Annotated in this window: 34 protein-coding genes; 8 read left to right on the top strand and 26 right to left on the bottom strand. The window is 48.6% G+C overall.

The window, feature by feature from the left end:
• Window positions 1-3: 3 nt before the first annotated feature.
• The 13 genes from LEPBO_RS0124240 to LEPBO_RS43015 all read right to left on the bottom strand — a co-directional run bounded on the left by LEPBO_RS0124240 (window position 4) and on the right by LEPBO_RS43015 (window position 7,073).
• The gene (locus LEPBO_RS0124240) at window positions 4-210 is read right to left on the bottom strand and encodes a hypothetical protein (RefSeq protein WP_017290187.1); all 207 of its coding nucleotides are present in this window, start codon (window positions 208-210) and stop codon (window positions 4-6) included.
• Window positions 211-234: 24 nt separating this feature from the next.
• The gene (locus LEPBO_RS38135; protein ID WP_017290186.1) at window positions 235-669 is read right to left on the bottom strand and encodes a DUF7694 domain-containing protein; all 435 of its coding nucleotides are present in this window, start codon (window positions 667-669) and stop codon (window positions 235-237) included.
• Between the two features lie 2 nt (window positions 670-671).
• Entirely contained in the window at window positions 672-1,421 is a 750-nt protein-coding gene (locus LEPBO_RS0124230; RefSeq protein WP_017290185.1) for a hypothetical protein, read from the bottom strand.
• Between the two features lie 2 nt (window positions 1,422-1,423).
• A complete protein-coding gene (locus tag LEPBO_RS0124225; RefSeq protein WP_017290184.1) occupies window positions 1,424-1,639 on the bottom strand; it encodes a hypothetical protein in 216 nt (71 codons plus the stop codon).
• Window positions 1,640-1,677: 38 nt separating this feature from the next.
• The gene (locus tag LEPBO_RS0124220) at window positions 1,678-2,406 is read right to left on the bottom strand and encodes a hypothetical protein (protein WP_017290183.1); all 729 of its coding nucleotides are present in this window, start codon (window positions 2,404-2,406) and stop codon (window positions 1,678-1,680) included.
• Window positions 2,407-2,446: 40 nt separating this feature from the next.
• On the bottom strand, window positions 2,447-2,764 hold the full coding sequence (locus tag LEPBO_RS38130; RefSeq protein ID WP_017290182.1) for a hypothetical protein: 318 nt from the start codon (window positions 2,762-2,764) through the stop codon (window positions 2,447-2,449).
• Between the two features lie 7 nt (window positions 2,765-2,771).
• Window positions 2,772-3,311 carry a hypothetical protein gene (locus LEPBO_RS40300; RefSeq protein ID WP_017290181.1) on the bottom strand — a complete coding sequence of 180 codons (540 nt, stop codon included), beginning with the start codon at window positions 3,309-3,311 and terminating at the stop codon, window positions 2,772-2,774.
• Window positions 3,256-3,471: a DUF2811 domain-containing protein gene (locus tag LEPBO_RS41180; RefSeq protein ID WP_071596186.1), complete on the bottom strand. Its 216-nt coding sequence runs from the start codon at window positions 3,469-3,471 to the stop codon at window positions 3,256-3,258. Before LEPBO_RS41180 ends, LEPBO_RS40300 begins: the two co-directional genes overlap by 56 nt.
• Before the next feature lie 2 nt (window positions 3,472-3,473).
• Window positions 3,474-4,847, bottom strand: a complete 1,374-nt coding sequence (locus LEPBO_RS40295) for a DNA N-6-adenine-methyltransferase (protein ID WP_017290180.1) — start codon at window positions 4,845-4,847, stop codon at window positions 3,474-3,476.
• On the bottom strand, window positions 4,819-5,727 hold the full coding sequence (locus LEPBO_RS0124200) for a DUF6262 family protein (RefSeq protein WP_017290179.1): 909 nt from the start codon (window positions 5,725-5,727) through the stop codon (window positions 4,819-4,821). Before LEPBO_RS0124200 ends, LEPBO_RS40295 begins: the two co-directional genes overlap by 29 nt.
• Window positions 5,728-6,065: 338 nt before the next feature.
• On the bottom strand, window positions 6,066-6,551 hold the full coding sequence (locus tag LEPBO_RS0124195; RefSeq protein ID WP_017290178.1) for a hypothetical protein: 486 nt from the start codon (window positions 6,549-6,551) through the stop codon (window positions 6,066-6,068).
• 36 nt (window positions 6,552-6,587) lie between these two features.
• Complete coding sequence (locus LEPBO_RS0124190) at window positions 6,588-6,902, bottom strand: hypothetical protein (RefSeq protein WP_172412515.1); 315 nt, start codon at window positions 6,900-6,902, stop codon at window positions 6,588-6,590.
• Window positions 6,903-6,911: 9 nt separating this feature from the next.
• Window positions 6,912-7,073 carry a hypothetical protein gene (locus LEPBO_RS43015; RefSeq protein ID WP_017290176.1) on the bottom strand — a complete coding sequence of 54 codons (162 nt, stop codon included), beginning with the start codon at window positions 7,071-7,073 and terminating at the stop codon, window positions 6,912-6,914.
• A 234-nt stretch (window positions 7,074-7,307) separates the two neighbouring features.
• On the opposite strand from LEPBO_RS43015, the gene LEPBO_RS0124180 reads away from it, so the two are divergent.
• The gene (locus LEPBO_RS0124180; RefSeq protein ID WP_017290175.1) at window positions 7,308-7,619 is read left to right on the top strand and encodes a helix-turn-helix domain-containing protein; all 312 of its coding nucleotides are present in this window, start codon (window positions 7,308-7,310) and stop codon (window positions 7,617-7,619) included.
• Here LEPBO_RS0124180 and LEPBO_RS0124175 read toward each other — a convergent pair.
• Window positions 7,609-7,965: a hypothetical protein gene (locus tag LEPBO_RS0124175; protein ID WP_017290174.1), complete on the bottom strand. Its 357-nt coding sequence runs from the start codon at window positions 7,963-7,965 to the stop codon at window positions 7,609-7,611. The two genes, LEPBO_RS0124180 and LEPBO_RS0124175, sit on opposite strands and share 11 nt — an antisense overlap.
• A 287-nt stretch (window positions 7,966-8,252) precedes the next feature.
• Between LEPBO_RS0124175 and LEPBO_RS0124170 the strand changes: the two genes are divergently transcribed.
• Together LEPBO_RS0124170 and LEPBO_RS0124165 are read left to right on the top strand one after the other, a co-directional pair.
• Entirely contained in the window at window positions 8,253-8,489 is a 237-nt protein-coding gene (locus LEPBO_RS0124170) for a helix-turn-helix domain-containing protein (RefSeq protein ID WP_017290173.1), read from the top strand.
• Window positions 8,490-8,524: 35 nt separating this feature from the next.
• Window positions 8,525-8,743 carry a helix-turn-helix transcriptional regulator gene (locus LEPBO_RS0124165; RefSeq protein WP_017290172.1) on the top strand — a complete coding sequence of 73 codons (219 nt, stop codon included), beginning with the start codon at window positions 8,525-8,527 and terminating at the stop codon, window positions 8,741-8,743.
• Window positions 8,744-8,749: 6 nt separating this feature from the next.
• Here LEPBO_RS0124165 and LEPBO_RS44045 read toward each other — a convergent pair whose 3' ends face one another.
• The 12 genes from LEPBO_RS44045 to LEPBO_RS0124105 all read right to left on the bottom strand — a co-directional run bounded on the left by LEPBO_RS44045 (window position 8,750) and on the right by LEPBO_RS0124105 (window position 14,938).
• Complete coding sequence (locus tag LEPBO_RS44045) at window positions 8,750-9,514, bottom strand: hypothetical protein (protein WP_017290171.1); 765 nt, start codon at window positions 9,512-9,514, stop codon at window positions 8,750-8,752.
• Entirely contained in the window at window positions 9,511-10,104 is a 594-nt protein-coding gene (locus LEPBO_RS38110) for an HAD-IIIA family hydrolase (RefSeq protein WP_017290170.1), read from the bottom strand. Before LEPBO_RS38110 ends, LEPBO_RS44045 begins: the two co-directional genes overlap by 4 nt.
• A gap of 172 nt (window positions 10,105-10,276) precedes the next feature.
• The gene (locus LEPBO_RS0124150; protein WP_017290169.1) at window positions 10,277-11,179 is read right to left on the bottom strand and encodes a hypothetical protein; all 903 of its coding nucleotides are present in this window, start codon (window positions 11,177-11,179) and stop codon (window positions 10,277-10,279) included.
• Window positions 11,180-11,181: 2 nt separating this feature from the next.
• Complete coding sequence (locus LEPBO_RS0124145; RefSeq protein WP_017290168.1) at window positions 11,182-11,415, bottom strand: hypothetical protein; 234 nt, start codon at window positions 11,413-11,415, stop codon at window positions 11,182-11,184.
• A gap of 187 nt (window positions 11,416-11,602) precedes the next feature.
• Window positions 11,603-11,989: a hypothetical protein gene (locus LEPBO_RS0124140; RefSeq protein ID WP_144056260.1), complete on the bottom strand. Its 387-nt coding sequence runs from the start codon at window positions 11,987-11,989 to the stop codon at window positions 11,603-11,605.
• A gap of 124 nt (window positions 11,990-12,113) precedes the next feature.
• The gene (locus tag LEPBO_RS0124135; RefSeq protein ID WP_144056259.1) at window positions 12,114-12,356 is read right to left on the bottom strand and encodes a hypothetical protein; all 243 of its coding nucleotides are present in this window, start codon (window positions 12,354-12,356) and stop codon (window positions 12,114-12,116) included.
• Window positions 12,357-12,403: 47 nt separating this feature from the next.
• Window positions 12,404-12,718, bottom strand: a complete 315-nt coding sequence (locus tag LEPBO_RS0124130) for a hypothetical protein (RefSeq protein WP_017290165.1) — start codon at window positions 12,716-12,718, stop codon at window positions 12,404-12,406.
• A 66-nt stretch (window positions 12,719-12,784) separates the two neighbouring features.
• On the bottom strand, window positions 12,785-12,982 hold the full coding sequence (locus LEPBO_RS41175; protein ID WP_071596185.1) for a DUF2688 domain-containing protein: 198 nt from the start codon (window positions 12,980-12,982) through the stop codon (window positions 12,785-12,787).
• Between the two features lie 42 nt (window positions 12,983-13,024).
• Window positions 13,025-13,294, bottom strand: a complete 270-nt coding sequence (locus LEPBO_RS0124125; RefSeq protein WP_017290164.1) for a hypothetical protein — start codon at window positions 13,292-13,294, stop codon at window positions 13,025-13,027.
• A gap of 75 nt (window positions 13,295-13,369) precedes the next feature.
• Entirely contained in the window at window positions 13,370-13,870 is a 501-nt protein-coding gene (locus tag LEPBO_RS0124120) for a nucleotidyl cyclase domain-containing protein (protein ID WP_017290163.1), read from the bottom strand.
• Window positions 13,871-14,093: 223 nt separating this feature from the next.
• Window positions 14,094-14,375, bottom strand: a complete 282-nt coding sequence (locus LEPBO_RS0124110; protein WP_017290161.1) for a hypothetical protein — start codon at window positions 14,373-14,375, stop codon at window positions 14,094-14,096.
• A gap of 203 nt (window positions 14,376-14,578) precedes the next feature.
• Window positions 14,579-14,938, bottom strand: coding sequence for a hypothetical protein (locus LEPBO_RS0124105; RefSeq protein WP_017290160.1), 360 nt, complete (start codon window positions 14,936-14,938; stop codon window positions 14,579-14,581).
• A gap of 202 nt (window positions 14,939-15,140) precedes the next feature.
• On the opposite strand from LEPBO_RS0124105, the gene LEPBO_RS45390 reads away from it, so the two are divergent.
• The 5 genes from LEPBO_RS45390 to LEPBO_RS0124075 all read left to right on the top strand — a co-directional run bounded on the left by LEPBO_RS45390 (window position 15,141) and on the right by LEPBO_RS0124075 (window position 17,988).
• Window positions 15,141-15,431: a helix-turn-helix domain-containing protein gene (locus LEPBO_RS45390; protein WP_017290159.1), complete on the top strand. Its 291-nt coding sequence runs from the start codon at window positions 15,141-15,143 to the stop codon at window positions 15,429-15,431.
• Window positions 15,432-15,434: 3 nt separating this feature from the next.
• On the top strand, window positions 15,435-15,977 hold the full coding sequence (locus tag LEPBO_RS41870) for a helix-turn-helix domain-containing protein (protein WP_017290158.1): 543 nt from the start codon (window positions 15,435-15,437) through the stop codon (window positions 15,975-15,977).
• Window positions 15,978-16,442: 465 nt separating this feature from the next.
• On the top strand, window positions 16,443-16,994 hold the full coding sequence (locus LEPBO_RS0124085; protein ID WP_144056258.1) for a hypothetical protein: 552 nt from the start codon (window positions 16,443-16,445) through the stop codon (window positions 16,992-16,994).
• A 49-nt stretch (window positions 16,995-17,043) separates the two neighbouring features.
• A complete protein-coding gene (locus LEPBO_RS0124080) occupies window positions 17,044-17,412 on the top strand; it encodes a hypothetical protein (RefSeq protein WP_017290156.1) in 369 nt (122 codons plus the stop codon).
• A gap of 99 nt (window positions 17,413-17,511) precedes the next feature.
• Window positions 17,512-17,988, top strand: a complete 477-nt coding sequence (locus LEPBO_RS0124075) for a hypothetical protein (RefSeq protein ID WP_017290155.1) — start codon at window positions 17,512-17,514, stop codon at window positions 17,986-17,988.
• Window positions 17,989-18,042 lie beyond the last annotated feature (54 nt).

Here is an 18,042-nt window from a genome sequence, read left to right as displayed (position 1 = left end):
AATCTACTGCTGATCTTTGTCTGAGTCTTTATTGGTGCTAATTCTAAAAACCAGGTCTGATCGATTAATTCTTTCCTCAAAAATCGTTAAAGATTCTCCTAGTCGCGCTTCTGTAATTCTCTGTTGAGCCATAGCAGCTATTTGCAGCAGTTCATTAGGGGTGGCAAACAGCCACACAGTTGATGTGCTTTGATCAAAAGTTAATTGCATAGTGTTGGGCAAGTTCTGTCATAGCTAAATAGATCCAAACTTAGAGAATTCTGGGAACGGGCGACCTTCGAGGCAGTGCCACAAGTGCAAGCAATACGGGTGGATATTGACATGGTTCGAGGCTTCGGGTAGCAGCTCGAATGCCCATTTATCGTCACCAAACCAGAGGCGCTTAATTAGCGCTCTATCTTCGTAGTCTGGAATTCTGTCGCCTCGGCTAAAGCTGACGTGATACCACAGTTTTCCGTCATCCTTGACCGCGACATCGGCAAGTACAAGCATTCCTTTGCCCTGACCCGACTCGATTCGGTAGGCCCGCCCAAGGTCGTGATGCTCGATTACGATCACCCCAGGCGGCAGAGGATCAGGGAATGGAAGGGCGATGTTTGTTTTGATCAAGAGCTGACGGGTGAGATATTCAATTTGAAGTGATTCTCGAATAATTTCGGAGGTACTCATAGCTAAACTCTCTTGAATTGAACAACCCAAACCCAGGGGTCACGCTCCCAAGGGTAGGTTTTACCGTTGATACTGTCCCAGAGATGCTGATAGGCTTTGCAAGGGTCGATACACCATCTAGACCAATGCCAGCCGTAATCATCATCACCTGGCAAACCGTCACGATCGGGAATGCCATATTTGACGGTTTGACCGTCTTTCGAGAGCGCGGTTAGACCTTCCGCGATCGCATCCTCTTCAGAAATCGATTGCAATCGCTCTACTCGAATATCTGTGATTTCAAGCGTGATGCGGGATGCCCATCTGGGCATGAAAATGGAAGGACGCTTCTCGTACAGGGTGCTTATCCCGTCATGCCCTGAAAAATCAGGGTTAGTTGCAACGTATTTCACATCCGCCCAATTGTCAGTTTTCAAGTCTATAGATGAATAGTAGGTTTTATGACTCCATTCATCCCACTCGGAATCTTGCTCAACCCAGAATGTTTCTTTCACCCAAAGTCTGTCTTGAGGCTTCCCGTGTGGGCAGGGAACATAGACGATTTCACCGCTTGACTTATGCTGGAATTTCGCGATCGTTACAATATCGCCGTTGCGCTTCATCTCAATTGAGGTGTGAATCAGTGTGTAGCTATCAGGTGATTGATTGATAGCTTTTAGCTGGTTCAACCTACGCGTTTCAGTCTTTGGATCTTCATTGCGGAGAATGGCGCAAACCATCGCACCCGAAAATAGGATAGGTCGCTCTTTCATCTCTAGGGCAGGCGCTCGATTCTTTTCTGGAGCCGCAAATCTTCGACTTCTATCGTCCTTTGCGTCGCTTCAATCTCCGCTTGTGCTGCGAGACGCTTCTTGTTTTCGAGATCAATTTGCAGCTTCACCATGCGCTCTCGATGCGTGAAGTAACGCGAACTCAGGTCATACAGGAAAGAAAAGCCGCCAAACACCAATATCCAAAACCAAATTTCCATAACACCTCATGAACAGCAAATCGGACAGCGTGACCGAATTAGGCAACGATCGTAAAACTGTCGTTCAAGTTCTCATCCAAAAAGGTTTTGATCTTTGCGATCGCACCTAACTTCCACGCGCCACCGTCAGCTTCAAACAAAGCACATAACGGCAGTTCATCTTTACCCGCCTGCTTTAGACGTAAGACGAAATTCGATTCGGGTTGCTCGACTTCTGGGAAAGTTCGATAAGGCTTCAGCGCCACCGGGTTTGGAACCTCTGCATTACCAACTCGCGCAATTCCGGCACTTGTAACAACCTGCTGAGTTACGCCGTCGTCGGTGGAAGTTTTCACCTGCTCTTGGCGAATGTTTCCAACCACTCGCAAGACGGTAGCACGTTGCTCGGTATCGACAAACTGAGCCTGCACATTGACAACGAACTGCTCAAGCGATTGATATTGCCCGAAGGTGAAGCCGTTGCCGATGATGTCTTTACAGTTTGCCGCAGCGTAAATCGGTCGTTGCTGATAACGCCCCTGAACCTGACCAATCACCTCAACATGGTAATGATTGACCACATGAATAATTGCATCTCCTTCGACAGAGCTTTCGATAAAATCAACCAATCCGGTCAGCGTGTGCAGCGCAACAGGGGAGCAGACAGGCTCTTTCGGCGGAAGGTGAACCGGGCGCGTGAGATATCCATGATCATCAACCATCACAACCTGGGTTTCAACAGACTCTTGAATAGCTTTGACAGCATCGGACGGAATAAGTTCAGACATAGTTTTCCTTAAGTTAAATGTGCGATCGCGGTTTTCAGAATTACTTCAGCGGCAATTCGGCTTGGTCGTAACCGCTCATCTCAGTAGCAATCACTGAGTTACCACGTTCCTCGATAAACAAGGTTGTGGTGACTGGGATGTTTGCCGCCAGCGAGGAGCTTGCAGAGGCTTTGATCGCTGCTGACTCACGCCGCATATCCGGCTTAAACACAACCTTGATAGTGATTGTGCGCGCCTCGCAGGGGTTCGTATTCGGATCAACGATGTTGCCGAGAACTTTTGTAAGTTCATAGTCAAATTGCTCCGCAACTGCGCCACGAGCAATGGTTTCGAGTGAAACAAGCTGTTCTCTTTTCATGATTAATTTAGGTAAAACGTGAGTGATCAATCGAGCGAATGCGGGCGAGAAATCCAACAGCATTTAACTCGAATAGTGGAACAATCAAACCGTGAGTTCGGTACTTTGCGTTTTGGGCAGTTTTTACCTCGTAGCGATTTGTCCAATACGTGAGAAATCCGCGAATCCGCGTCATTGGTAGAACGTAAACACGTCCTGAGAACGGTAGGTAGTAAACAAGAATATCTGCCCTGCTTTTCGTTACCCATCCTTGATTTTTGCGGTTGGCATCTGCCCCAATAGTTTCGATGAACGCATTGCCAGTGGTATCGGCTTTCAGATCTGTCTTGTACTCCAGATACCAGCTTCGACCGCCACTTAGGGGAGTCGCGATTCTGTCGATTTCATAGTCCTGTAAAGTTCGATTTGCTGGTTCGAGAAAGTACGATCGCTTTAAGTAGCTATCTAAAATCTCTTCACCAATCTGCCCGATACGACGCTGCTCAGGAAAGCTATAAGTCTTCTGCGGGGTGCTTGAAGATTGAATCAAGGTAGATTCTCGCGGCATCGGGTTCACGGGTCTGCGAATTTTGAAGCAGGAACAAACTGAGTGCGGCGTTTAGCAGTCGGTCTTGATCCCAGTCAGAATGGGTATCCAAGAATCTTTGTAGAGCGGAGTGCAGAGGCTCTTTCACCTCTACGATCGTACTGATAGATGTGGTGATCATGATTAGGAACCAAACATTTCTGGATTAAGCAACTGAACGACCGAGCCAGCGGACTCGAAGGCATAGTAAAACCTGTCGATTTCTGAGCCAAAATACGCGATCGCTGAAGCAAAGGGGGCTGCATTTCCTTCTGACTCGGCATTGATGAAGCGTACTCGTTTCTTGAGAAAGCAAACCGCAGTCGCGCTTTCCCAGATTTGTGCAAACCATTGGGTAGAGGTATCGGCTTTGACCAGAAGCAAGACATCTCCAATATTGTTCCGATCTTGCTCAGTAACAACCTTATCTACCCATGCGGCGACATCTGAGTATGGGGGATTGATATAAACCGTTTTGGCATTCCATTCTTGAGCCAAGCCATCATCTTCGATCGTGAAGTACTGACTCGCTTTCACATTGGCTTCTTCACCATGAGCATTACTACATGGATCAAGCTCAATACCGAGCGGGGAGAAACACTCATAGACGAGTTCCAGCAATTCTGGCGGCGTGTAATGCTCGTCGGTCTTAGCGCTGGTCATGCGTTCCCGAACCGAGGGAGTCTCAGGTAATCGACTCGCAACTTCAAAGGCATTTGTAGCTGTACCATCCGCTTTGACGTAGATTTGGTCAGCGCTACCGTCAAGTGCAGTAACACCAACGTCACCAGTTTCGAGCAGTTCGGTAACAACACATTCGCGATCGTCAATCGTTGTGCGATCTCCAAGCTTGAGGCTTTCGGATTTGATTGATTCTGCGCGAGACACAATTTCAGGCACAAACGGGGATGTTGTAAGTTCACCTGTCGCAGGCTTAACCGCGTCTAGTCTGTTCCCCTCGTGGCAATGCTCCTCACGCCATTTACTTGCCTCATTCAACCCCCGGAAGAAATGCGCGCCGCCGGGACGGTTGAGGACGTATTTAAACCGACTGCTATCGGTTCGCTCAAAACTTCCCCACGGGGCAAACGATTCACGAACTTCATCAAATGATAGTTCTGGCTCCTCGGCTTCAGGGAGCGGTTTTTTGAGTAGTTCGAGTGCATCGGTCAGAGTCAAATCGGTCACGCTGTCCGAAATCGCTTCGAGGCGTTCCCAGTTTGCCGCAATCTGCCGCGCCCGTCGATCTCGTCGTTCATTAATTGACTTCGACGCAAGCCACTTCCCCCATTCGCCATGCTGCTTAGTAGCCTTGATCTGGGTCAGCGTCTCACCGAGTAGCTTATAGAGCGATAAAGCAGCTTTACCGGCTTGGATAAAGGTTGCTTCGGTTTGGTCTAACTCAGCATTGAGTTCGACTGCTCTATCTTCGATCGAGGAAGTGCTCACAGTAGACTGTAATGTCTCTACAGGGGAGATCTCAATGCGCTCATCTCTGAGTGATAACGGGTTCGGCATTTTGGGTTTGAGGGAGGATGGACAAGATTTGGTCAAGGGCAGCGAGCTTTTGCTTTGCCTTGCTAAGCTGATTACTCAGCACCTCAGCTTCAGCTTGCAGCGACTTCAATTGCGCCTCAACCTGAGATTTCTGGTTCGATATAACTGCTACTAGGTCAACTCCTTCGCCGCTCAACTGTTGTCGTAGCTCGCGGTTTCGTTCCTCTAGCTCGGAGATCGTTTGTCTGAGTTGCTCAACTTCGTCCAAGGCTTCAGCTTCATCCAAATCGGACACGCTGTCCGTTTTCTCTCGCTTCAACTCTGTACCGCTCTGACGAACGGCGATTTCAACGTCCTGCTTAACTTCGGGATATCTCTTTAAGAAAGAGCTGTGAACCCGCGCTACTTCGAGGACGCGCGCAACCGTGAAGGGCTGACCTAATAGTTGAAGTTCAGCGATCGCGCTCCCAATTTGGTCGATCGTCTTTTGTGTGGCTTGCGTTGGAGTTGTCATAGGCTCAGGTTTTGTGTAGAGGTAAAGTTGATCGAGCGGAACTTTGAAAACTTTGCAATCTGGTTCTTGGCGGCGACTCGGCTGAAATAGGGGTTTTGGCGGGGGAGCCGTGCCCCTGGTATACAACAGAGGTTCGTCATGTAGTGGATCTTTGACGACCTCAATCTTTCCTTGAGACTGCAACAGTTTGATGATGATCCAGAGCAGGCTAGAGTACCGATAGCCACTCTTCCGCGTCCTGTTTCTTACGAGCTTTAATCCAAGTAGGACGCGCAGTCGTGAGGGGAAGAGTCCGGGCTTTTGTTCGATGAATTGAAATGCGCGATCGACGATTTTGGGATCTAACCTCTCTGGCATGATCCATTCTCCGTAAACTTGTAAGACCATCTCTGCTCAATCGGCGAGTAAGAGATATGCCACTTCCCCTCTGAACCTTTGATAATCACCACTCCAAATCCGGTGATAGCCTGTAACCCCATCACTAATTTCTGCAACTCAAGAAAGTTTTCCGGCTGACAAATTACGGCCGAGCCAGGATAGGTAATTTCGGTTTGAGGATCGGGCACGTCGGTTGAGCAAAATGCCCATCGAGCACCCCATAGGATCTCGTGCTTAATGGGAAGAAACGAAATCAATCTAAGTACCGAAAGGTGCAATCTTCCGGATCGGGGCAGTTCATTAGCAACGCAATCGTAGTACTCAACTGGTAGAGAGTTAGACACAGTTCAACCTCTCTTTACCACTGCAATCACTCGTTCGGACACTGCAAAATCGTGATATTTAGTGCGGGATAGCCCGAAGGCGACGCTCGCTTCCTCAAACATTTCGGAAATCGTGCCGACATAGTTACCGAACTCCCACCGCCGCAAAACTGTTTCGAGTCGGGTTAACGCCTCTGTCTGCTGCAATGGAACGATCTGATGGGCACTTACCTCGAAGTCATAGAGTCGATTTCTGCGGGTCGATTCGCGAACCTTTCGGCGCGCTTGTTTCGGGAGCAAGTCGCTCCAGTACGTGTAGACGATCGCGTCTTTTTCTACTACGCCGTTTTCACTTGGTAGCGATTTGGCTTCGACCCCAACGACGAGCGATTTGATTGTCCAAGCCTCCGCAAATGTTGTGCGTTTGTGGACTTCTCCGAACTGTGTTTTGACGCAGATCACAACCTCATCAGTTGTTTCATTCTTTTTTGGCAGTGTTAAAGTTGTCATACTTTCAACTGAGAAATAAAGGGAGCGCCGCTAGAGTTACGCTGGCGGCTTTTTGTTTAGGAAGTAAACGCGGCAACCAGTTTCACCCCAGTCTCGAATTACTTGCTCTTGCTGAACCAAGAGATCGAGCAGTTCAAGTAGCGAAACTCTAGGAGTTTGCAAGTCCGCTTCTTTGAGTGCGTCAGAGATGTCGCCAAGGGTGCGCGGATTACTAGGGCTGAGGATTGAGAGAATTACCGAAGTGCGGGTTGGAGAAGACTCGCACTTCGGTAACGGAAGGGAAACTTCGGACTCTTGCGGGGCTTCCTTTAATCGGGAAAGTTGCTCCCCTTGATGCCATAACCAGTTCAAGAGCATTTTTCAATTAGATAAAGCTGATTGTTGTTGCTGAATCGCTTCGAGCTGTGCGATCGCTTTTTTCTGCTTGTATTCCAGTAAAAGCTTTTGCACCATTGGTCGAAGCTCTGGGGGAATGTAGAAAACGCCTGTGGCGAGGCTACCTGTTTTGAGACTTGAAGACATAGAAATCTAGGGTTTTACGGTCTAAAGGTATCGCGCAAGCGATACCGCTTTAACAGGATCTTAGAGTACTTAGATTGAAAATGCAATCCTCAATCCGCAATTCTTTGGATTGCATCTAAAATCGCGACAGCCCTATTTAAGTTTGGCGAGATTTGCTTAAATAGGGTTAACGCGATCGGGTTTTGGTAGCTCTAGCCCGATCGTTGTTTAGAGCTACCCAAACAACACGAACTCATGAGCGGATTGACTGATCAAGGTAAACGCGCCTTTGGACTCACGGTGAAGCGATGCCGTGAAAACCTGAATCTCACACAAGCGCAATTTGCTTCTCTACTGTCTGAGAGAACAAATATTGTGACGAAAGAGCATCATATTAATTTGGTCGAATCAGCTAAATGGACTGATAAATTCGGATTCAACACACTGTTCGCCCTGCATAACGCAAAGGTGTTAAAGCACCCAGACGGCGAAGCCTATTCATTCAACGACATGATGAGACTGCTCCAAGGTGAGACCGTCTCGCAGGAATTTCTCGTCACTCACTAAGTGCGGGTCGCCGCCGCTCCATCTGCGATGCCCTATCTCGACTACCGAGGTAGGGTGTTTCGATCGCGGGGCAAAGCGCAATCAGGTCTGCGACTTCAAAGACGCGATCGCTAAATCCATCCGTAATTACAATTCTCTCAAACGTGCCTAATGCCAGTAATCTCTGCGTGATTTTAAGTAGCCTGCAAGTTAGAACATAGACATCATTAGGTTTGCATCGGAGATAAATGATGCGCGTACCGTTATCTTGCAGATCTTGGTGAAACCCAATCAAAGCGCGAGATAGACGACGATCTCGACAGATGATTTCTTGAAAACGAGCAGTGAAAACAGATTGAAGACTCATTCTGGGGACTGATGCGAAATGATCTACAGTGACCTATGCGATCCCTGCGCTGTAGCCATCATTACACGCTTGGGCTGTCAAAAATCGCAAACAAAATCTTAAAAATGTTTCCGACAAATCGGTATCGCTAACTCGCACAAATTTACGACTTATCGTAAACGCAAATTTACGTGAAAATGACAACGGCTTCGAGTGGCGTTTTGGGGACGCTATCACTCGAAGCCATTGCCGTTTTTTGAGGAGTATTCCGCTTAAGCGCTATCGCTCTCGCGGATACATGTGATTGTATGAAAAATAACGAAGAAATTACACCTGCGGGATTACGAACACGAGCGGGGCTAACCCAGCGGCAGGTTGCAGAACGTTTGAACAAGCGAGTTCAAACGATTTCAGACTGGGAGCGCGGCACTCGACGACCCCAGTTAACATTTAGTGAAACGATCCTATTGATGAAGCTCTATCAATGCTCTCTAGAAGATTTAAGTATTGCTTTTGACCGGATTAATCCTGACGAAATTAATTAGGGGTTGGAAAAGTTCCTAGTAGCAGGGGGTGTTTTGTGGAAGTTCAAACAAATAACGCGGCGATCGCACTACGCCAAAAAGCCAACCTGTCGCAGCGGCAGGTAGCGGAAGCGATCCAAGTTGAAGAATCAACATTAAAGCAGTGGGAAGAGGGATCGGAAGTGCCAAGGTTGGAGCCTTGGCAGACGTTGAAACTCACTCAACTTTATCAGTGCACAATTGAAGATCTCGATCGCGCATTTCGGACAGGCTGACCGATTTCAAGCAACCTTAGTTCGAGTTGGCAACGATCTCAGATGTCTTAAAAACTCGAACATCTCCTGATCATCCAGCTCAGCGCGAGTCTTTTTGTCGTACTTGGTTTGCAAATATTCTGATCCCTGTTTCTTCGTCCAGCCGATGCGCTCCATCTCAACGGGAATGGCGGCGATCGCATCCGATAAATCCAACTTCTCAGGCTCAGGCTGCTCAGGCGCTTCGTGGGTTTGACTCTCGGTTTCGTGGGCGCGTTGGATTTTGTCGATCGCCACTGCGGTCACTTGTTCCCAGTTGACCTGATCCGGATACGGTGCAAACACGGCTTCGCCCGTTGCAGGATTGTAGATACGGCAGAACAGGACTTGTTCTGTATCTCCAGCTTCGACAGCAATTGTAATTGGCTGTCGAAATGCAGCGACTGGGAGCTTTGAGAGCATAAAGACTAAGCCACGGGCAAAAAGGGTGTCATGCCCCGATTGAATGACATAAGCGCGGTCGGCGCGGATGTGTAGGTTCACCTTGTAATCAGGTTTGCCGCGAAATTCTTTCTCTTCGATTTCGAGTTTTTCGATAATTCCGGTCAGAGCGTGATGCTCGATAGGGATGTGAGTTTTGCTTGCGCCATCGAAAAAGTACCAGAGACAGTCTGTGTAACTTCGGTTGGCATAAATCACCTTTTTCTTGAATGGGGCGTGGAAGCCGAGGAGTTGATTGCGCGATCGCAGTTCATCAAGAATCGCTTGCAGAAGTTCGTCAGTACGGCTCACAGATCATCCTCCAGCCTTAGATACAAAGTCTCTGCACTGATATCGCGATAGTCATCAGTCCCTGCCCGCCAATTCTCTGCCCACATGAATGGAATATTTGCGGCGGCGGCAGCTTGCTCATCTTCTGGACGATCTCCTACGTAGAGAACTTCACTTGGACGGCAGACACAATCCTCGATCGCCATCAACAGCATTCCAGGCTCAGGCTTGCGATAACCACAGCGAACCGGATAGTTCTGTAAATTCACCCGAAGAGAACCCCAAGCGCCCGTATCGCTTCGATAGCCACATCGATAAACCTCAGTCCCTGGAGGCGTGAAGCTAGGGCAGAAATAGATGTCGTAAATTTGTGGTGCAAGGTTGATCGTCTGCCGCATTCCTTGAAGTACAGCATCCAGGGAGACGTAGCCTTTCTCGATTCCACCCTGATTACTGATTCCAATGATTTGCCAACCGCGATCGTAATAGCTCTGGAGTTGTTTTGCGGCATCTGGGAAAATCGCCTGTTGTGTTGGGTTATTCACGAACCCTTTGGGGTTATCTGTCCCATATCGAATTGTGCCGTCTAAGTCGATGAGTAGTAGTTTCAAAATTCAGCCTCCTGCTGGGTTGTGCCCCATTTCTTGAGTCCCGCGAGAGGGACAGACATACCGCACCGCTGGCAGTGCAGAACAACTCCGCCGATAGCGACAGAGCTATAAGACCGAACTGTAGGATTGCTGCAGATTGGGCAGTTAGGATCGCCCATGTGGATTGACACCATTAAACAACCTCCTGAAGTGCTACTAATCTATCGATCGCTTCTCTTGCCCACTTTCCAGCGAAAACGGTTGAGCAATACGAAAGCTCGGATTTCACGGCTTTTCCGTCACGCTCGATGTAGTAATACATTTCGGCTGGCTTTTTGTCCCGCTCGAACTTTCCAGCAATCCAGTAGCGAATTCCTTTGTGCTGACAGATTGCACTCTTGAATTCTTCCGCAATGTCTGGAAACTCTAACAGTGCTCCGGTCGGCTCAGGCAGCTCGACTGGAACAATTTGCTTCTCACTCTGAACCGAGATCTTCCCGTTGGCGTGGATATTGATCCGAGTGGGTTGCTCAATCACTTCAGAGGTTCGCTTTTCCCAGGCAGTACAGAGTGGCTTGTCGCCCCAGTACTGCCACTCATCAACCTCCCCAAGCATTGACTGGGCAAGAATCGAACAATCTTCGTTAACATCCTTCTCGCAGCGCTCACACCAGCGCCGCATGAAGATTTCCCCTTCTGTTCCATTTGACGGGCGGTAAGGCTTACCGTTAGGGATATCAGTTAACCCTGCGTAAATTGCCTCGGCATTCGCCAAGACCGCTTCTGAAGGGCGAGTGCTTTCTAACTCCGCTAAGTCTATGTGCGAGATATCAGCACTCGGACAAGGATGGGCGGGATCATCATCCGCTGAAACGGCTGGCAGCACTTTGACTGCATTCTTGAACCACTCGAAAAAGCGCGTTTCCCCAGTGTCCAGCGCTTGCAAAGTAACCTTCGTTTTCTCGAAGTCGATGACCTCGAAGATTTGGTTAGGGTGGAAGGCGGGAATTTTACGATCGTCTCCCCACTCAGGAATCTGATTGTAGAGAGGGGTGCGTTTTAGAGTGACGCGATCGCCAGGTTTGATGGTGGGCATTGCTATTCCTCATCAATAAAAAAGGTGCAAGTGATAGCTTCGGCTTCAAACGCTGCTTCATTTTCTAGATCTGCGATGACTTCGTTTTTCTTCTCGCAGTAGACCTCATAGCCTGAAGAATCTTCTTTAATCAGCCGACTGCGATGAGCGCAATTTATGCATGATTTATTTCCTGTTACGCGATCGCCAGGTTTGATAGTAGGCATAGTTACTAAGATTTGAGAAAGTTGCTTCATGGTTACGTGCGATTGACCTATCGATAGCAGTGACAGTACCACTGCATTTTGCCTTTGTAGAACGTCCAAGTCATGGGACATCCGCAGCTTAAGCATTGCGGGGTACGTCCTTCTGGCTTTTTGGAATCATTTGGTTTCGGGTCATTGCTCATAATCTCAAAGGGAGGTCATGCCTCCCTGGTAGTGTTTACAGAATCTCAATCACGTTGAAGTAGTAATCATCGCGATCGCTTAAGTTGTTCTGGATGTAGATGGATCGCAAGATGGGGATGGAATAATCCCGGTAAGCACGTCTCACTAGATTGACAATCCTGCGATGTTGCTTGCGGTTCTGCTTCCACCGTTTCCCGGTTCTAATGGGTGGAATTGTTGAAGGTTTCTTCTTCTGACTAGATGCGCCAACTCTTTTCCCTGGTAGTGGGCGCAAAGCTGGATACTTGCGATATGTCTCCTCAATGAGTTGTTCCTCTTCGGTTAGCTCAAAAGTGAAGAATGCGATTTGATATCCACCAGGAATGCGTTCTGCATAAAGGTCTTTGATTTCAGTTGATTCAGAGAACTTTAGTGTGGGCATGATGAGCGGGGCATCACTCCCGCTTAGATGCATTGGGTTTAACGTTTCAATCTCTCAGGTGAAATCGGACAGCGTGACCGATTTGGAGGAAGCGATCGACAAATCCAATCATCGATCGCGCTAATTAGTCTTCGCCACCCTGCGACCTGGAGTGAATCTCAAAGCCACGCTCGTAAGCGTATCGTGCGGCAAGATTACTCAGTTCAGCGGCAAGCAGCTTGCTTGCTCCGACGCTTTGACCAGTATTGGACTGAACATCGGCATGGCTCTGAGCGATTTCTGACAGAGCTTCTAAAACTTCTGTCATGCCGATATACCCGATTAAGTTTCTAAGAGCTTCGTAATGTTCTTGGGTTCTAATACTCATAGCTTGATTTTGCTGTTGAGGTGGGAAGCGATCGACGAACCCGAAGATCATCGATCGTCTAATTTAGAAACAAAATCTTCCAAGATTTTCTTTCTGGATTTGTACGCTTCAGCTTCCCGCTGGTAGGCGGGATCGAGTTCAAACAACTCAGCCTGCCAGTGATAGACCTCACTAATCTCTTCCGCGTTCAGCGGACAACTTATGAGATCCACCAAGACATCCAGCCCGCCCTTTATGCGATAAATCGCAGCAAAACTCCAAGTTTCTCCCTCTTCTGATGGAAAGTCCGCTTTCAGTCTGTACTGTTCTTCCAGTTCTGTAAGGCTCTGTTGAAACAAGGCTTTGATTGTGACTTTTTGCATGGTTGTAACGGTTTGTAGTGAGGGGAAGCGATCGACAAATCCGAAGATTATCGATCGCGCTTGGGATTAGCTGAGAATTTGATTTGCAATCCCGTGAAGAATGCGCTCACGTTCTTCTGGGGTGATGCACCGCTCACAGATTGAGCCGAGTTCGGCTTTCAGCACGTCTGCTCCATGGATTGATCTGCTAGTCGTTACTAGATCGCATCCGCAACGCTTACAGGGAGTGTGGATGACTTCAATCTTTTTTCTGCGTCTTACCATGAATTAGCACTCCAAAAAATCATCGATCGCGCTTGTTTTGAATCAATCTTCTTTGCCGTAGACGCTATACAGCAGCCCTTTCGCTTTTTTGCTAAGACGATAGCAACACTCCTGTTCAGTTGGAATCAGGATTTCGTCTTTCACTAAATCATCGTGTTGATACTGGCAGGGAATCGCGATCCACTCTCCAGCCTCAACACATTGAGAGAGCATCCAGGCGAGTAGAGATTCCTTTTGACATGCGTTTCGGTAGCCTCGCAGCATATCAAAAGGGTGCTTAGTTGGTTTTTCAAAGTCTTGTGGGTGCAGCATTGTTTTTTGAGGTTGGTTTGATGTGGATAGAGCGCGATCGACAAATCCGAAGATTATCGATCGCGCTAACTTGAACTAAACAATCTGAGACAAGAAATTGTAGATCTTGCCCTTGCGAACTCCCTTGCAGGCTTGATTCAGGTCGTTCGCTTCTTTGGTCGCGTCCGCTAAAGACTCTTCCCCTTTGTAGGGGACGATCACGATAGTTGCCGATAGCCCTCGTTCCTTCAGTGCAGAAAGAATGCGTTCGCATGGCTTAAGAATTTCAGAAGCTGGAGCCAAAATCGCGACTTCATCACCGCTATAGAACCTGCCAATAACCTCGCTCTCTCTTGCCATTGCGAAGGCTTCTGCGATTCTACGGCTCGACTCGTGTTGACCTAGCTCATCGTTCATACGCTTGAGATCATCGATGTCGAGAAATCCTATCGCGAGTCCAGGGATCTTTTTCTGCTCTGACCACGCTTCTTCGAGCGCGGGGCGAGTCAAAACATTGTATACAGGGCAGACGCGATACTTTTCTAAGGTCTGTTTGAGTGTAGCGACTTGTTCTTGAAGTTCAGCGATCGTGCTCATTTTCTAATTCCTGTAGAGAGTAGTTGATGGGCGGGAACAAAGCGACTGACCTGAAATGCTATTCGTCTTCGTCTTCGACATCTGATTTAGTTAGTCCAACTGCTTCGAGAGCGGCATCCGAAAGCTCTTCAATCAATGGCTCAAATGACAATCGCATGACTTCTTTCCTGTAAGTAGATGACCGGGGCAGGAACACACGACGAGGAGGCTAAACTAGCCGCGATTAATTGCCTTTGGGAGCACCGATAGGCTTGAACAGGACGGGCTTGGATTTAGCGGGCTTAGTTCCGCGCTGATAGATGATCCGTTCCTTACCGTTTTCAATGGCGCGGACACGGACAATCTCACCGTTCACTTTGCGAACACAAACCGCGATCGTGCCATCGCGAGACACATTACAGTCAGCCGTGACTTTAGCAGGTTGAGCAGCCTGAGCAAGGGCCGGAGCAGAAGCGAAAATCGAGAAGGCGGCGAGAGCGATCGGCAAAATTTTAGGGTTCAACATGATGACAAGTCTGAGTAATGAAGTGATTTAGAAGGGTAAGACGACGTTTATCAAATCTGGCGTGGCTAACACTGTCCAGTGACGGCGGTTGAATCCGAGGTAAGCGGAGCCGAAGCCGAGAAGTTTTGCTTCGCGTTCCCAGGACTCGAGTTCTGTGAGGGCACTAGATAACGAGATCCAGTGCCCGACTGGGTGGAGCGACATTACCTGCAGAACTGCTCGATCTCGGTATCGGTCGCCGGAGATTCTTGCCGTATAAGTTGGTTGTAAGCCCACTCATTGCTCAGGCGAATTTTGTCGAGAAACTGAATCAGAAGATAGTGAGCGGCTTCGGGTAGCGTGTAGCCTTGACCCGTACCGACGTAGAAAAGCTTGTCAGCGCCCTGAACCGTTTCTCCGAGATAGTGACCGCCCCATTCCAGCGTGTAAGTCGTCGCAGAGCCGTGTTTGATAGCTGCGATCTTGCCTAGCGTGTGGTCGATTTCGAGACGGTTCGTCGGTGCTGACTGCGCGTCAGCGGCGATGTGCTTGGGTCTGTCGAGTAGAACGGTTGTTTGTGGCATTATTGGAATAACTCCTGTTTAGGGGTCAGAACTTGAGGGTGGTTGCTAAAACTTGGCGGTGGAAGCAACTGCCCTCTCTTGTTTTTAATAGTAAGCGATTTGTCGATTAATCGTCAAGTGGTTAAACGAATAAAAGCATTTATTGACAAATCGATAATCAGGCTAATATAGTAATCGACAATAGACAGGAGAAAAAAAGCTTATGGTTTCGACGCTAATGACTCCTCCTGTTCCTCCCAAATTCACCAAAAGAGACGATAGACCAGCCGTGCGCCAGTCAAAGAACAAGGTTTATTGCCGTCTCCAAGAGTATTTGGATGCTCAGGAGATAACACGCTCTGCCCTGTCAGAGCAGACAGGTTTAACACCCGCGGCAATTCGCGGACTATGCGATAACACTACAAAACGTTTTGACGCGGACACGCTTGTTGTGATCTGCGACTTTTTCGGTATCGAAGTAGGGGATCTTCTCATCAAAGTTCCGAGAGAGTAAGTTATGAATCCCACAGAAATCAACCCTCTTGATTTACCTTTCGTTCCACTAGAGCAGCGATCGCAGTTGCCGGAAACACCGTGCATCTACTTCGCGATCGACGGTGAAGATGCAGTGCAGTACATCGGGCGAGCGTCAAACCTTCGCCACAGGTGGCAGCAGCATCACCGATTTGACCAGCTAAATCAGTCTTCGGGTTCGAGAATCGCATACCTGTCTGTTAGCGACTCCTCATTACTGCCTGAAGTTGAAAAAGCTCTGATAGGACATTTCAGCCCACCACTAAACGGAGCATCTATCGAATCCAAGGGCTTTACCACTGTTTACAAAACAGTCGAGATTGAAGTCCCTGAACTTGGAAAAAGAATTAGGGCGGCCAGGAAAGCAGATGGTAGAGCGGTTACGCAGATTGCCGCTGCCGCTGGCATGTCTGTTCAGAACTGGTATCGCATTGAGGATGAGCGACAATCTCTGTCTGTTGAAACATTGAGATTGATTGAAAAAGTTTTAAACACAGACTTCGGCGTTGAATTTTCCGCCAACTAGAAAGTCGCGCCCCAAAAATTAGCCCAATCAAAAAGCGATCGCTCATCCGTCCAAAGAGTCGCGATCGCCTTCATCAACCTTAAGGAGGTCTTGTGTCTATTTTTGCACCAAAGCCCGCTTTTTTAATAGCGGGAATTCTTCTGCTATCCGCCTGCGAGAAGAACGAATTCACCGTACCCGTTCCGGTCGGAGGTGGGGGCAGCGGCTATTCGGATGCTCCATCAAGATCCGCGCCGATCGCCCCGCCAGCTTTCAATATCTCTGAAGATCCTGGCAACATCCCAGGGCAAAGAGAGGTGCATTACGCCGCGACCGAGCAAGGATGCCAAGACATGGCACGAAGATTTAAAAATGAAGGGAGACAGCTCAGACTACGGAAAACAGAGCGTGTTGGAGGTCCACTCTCCTGGAAGTGTGTTTTTGAAGGGTCGGATGCAACAGATAACTACTACGGAGATGATCGTTATGGACGAGACAACTAGCCTCGTGTTCTATGAGATGCTTGTCGAGAAACAGCGGGATGAGAGCCTGAATGAAGAACCTGGCGTACTCCTGAAACAGTCCCCACCTCAAGTTGGAGACGAAGTTTTAATTGGCAGTCTAAGACCGTGGAGAGTGATCAGTGTTGAGCAATACGGCATCCTCTCTGTTGCTTGGATCGCTTTAGCCAGCCTGCCAACCCCGCCCGCAGAAATTTGGTGTACCGAAATCCGAAAAGAGTTCTTCCCAGAAGCGGCTCTATCGTTTTGCTTAACCCCAGACCTACACGTTGTGGAGTGGGGAATCAGTGACGCGGACTGGGCTGAGAATCGTATTGGTGAACGATTGGCTGATTATGAGGGAACCGGGCAGAAATACATCGTCGTGGATGACATTGAAAGCGAGGTCATGAAGGTCACGCCGAACGAATGGGTGATTGATCGCTATCAGTCGATCGCGCCTAACAGTCCTGAAAACAGTTACACCCGGATTGACTTGTACCACTGCCAATCCGGCCGCGTAGAAGAGATCGCGTAACTCCCTTAAATCTCACAATCGAACCCCTCAACCGAGGGGTAAGTTTTCTATGTCAAATTTCAGCCCAGGAACCAAGGTCGATGTCCGTCACTGTGTCTCTGACTTAAACACCCGCGAAATTGTAGAGCATTGGATCAGTGGGTATTCCATCTTCGACCCAAGCAACAAGTCGATTTCAATTCCTAGTCGATTACGACCCCGAATCGGAGAGGTGTTAATCGTTTCCGAATCTAGTCCGCGCCCGTTTCGGAAAAAGCTTTCTGATATCCGACTGCACAATCCCAAAACCTCAAAACCGTTTGGCGATGTGTATCCGAGATCTTCGGGAGCAATTCTGATTGAAGGAGCAACGATCGAGAGCGAGGAAGAAGATTTGCAAATTGGTTTGGAGCCACCCGAAGAAGTTTTCGACGATTAGCTGCTCAATCAAATCGGACAGCGTGTCCGAAATGGGCGCGATCGCATCTAGCGTCAACTACAAGATCGCGCCTTCTCAACAAAACAAACCGAGGTCGTTATGTCTCAATCCAACTTAACCGAATTCGAGTTAAACCTCAAAGCCCTGCTGGATCATCCCTTTCCCGCGCCCAAATATCACCTTTGGCAGACCGTTCGATTCGGCAAGAAAACAGCCAGAATATGCGGGATGTATTTCACCCGCCCCGAAATTGCCTTTGCTGAGAGCAGCTATCCGGGCTGGCATTATCACTTGGAAGGCAAAGACTCAATCAGCATCATTCACCAAGACGACATTGACGGGATCGCTGAGGCGGGTAGTACTTCGATTCTGCTGCCGCAGTTCTCCGTCGGACAGCAGGTTGTAACGAGCGATCGCGAATCAGGCATTGTTCAAGCGATTCTCTATGCCGAAACAGTGAGCAATACATTTTGGAAGTATCCGGGTTTCACTTATTTTGTGGAATTCAGCGATCGGGCGAAGCGTTTTCAAGATGTGGCTCACGAGTCGGAGCTAGCCACAGAAAAGGGCAGTTGACCTGCCCCAGTTTAGAACTTCCGTATTCGGGATTGAGCCGCAAGATTAACTGTC

Source organism: Leptolyngbya boryana PCC 6306 (genome assembly GCF_000353285.1).
In the GTDB taxonomy this organism is placed as follows: domain Bacteria; phylum Cyanobacteriota; class Cyanobacteriia; order Leptolyngbyales; family Leptolyngbyaceae; genus Leptolyngbya; species Leptolyngbya boryana.
Note: the sequence above shows the minus strand (reverse complement) of the source record. Positions and strands in the feature narration are given on the sequence as shown.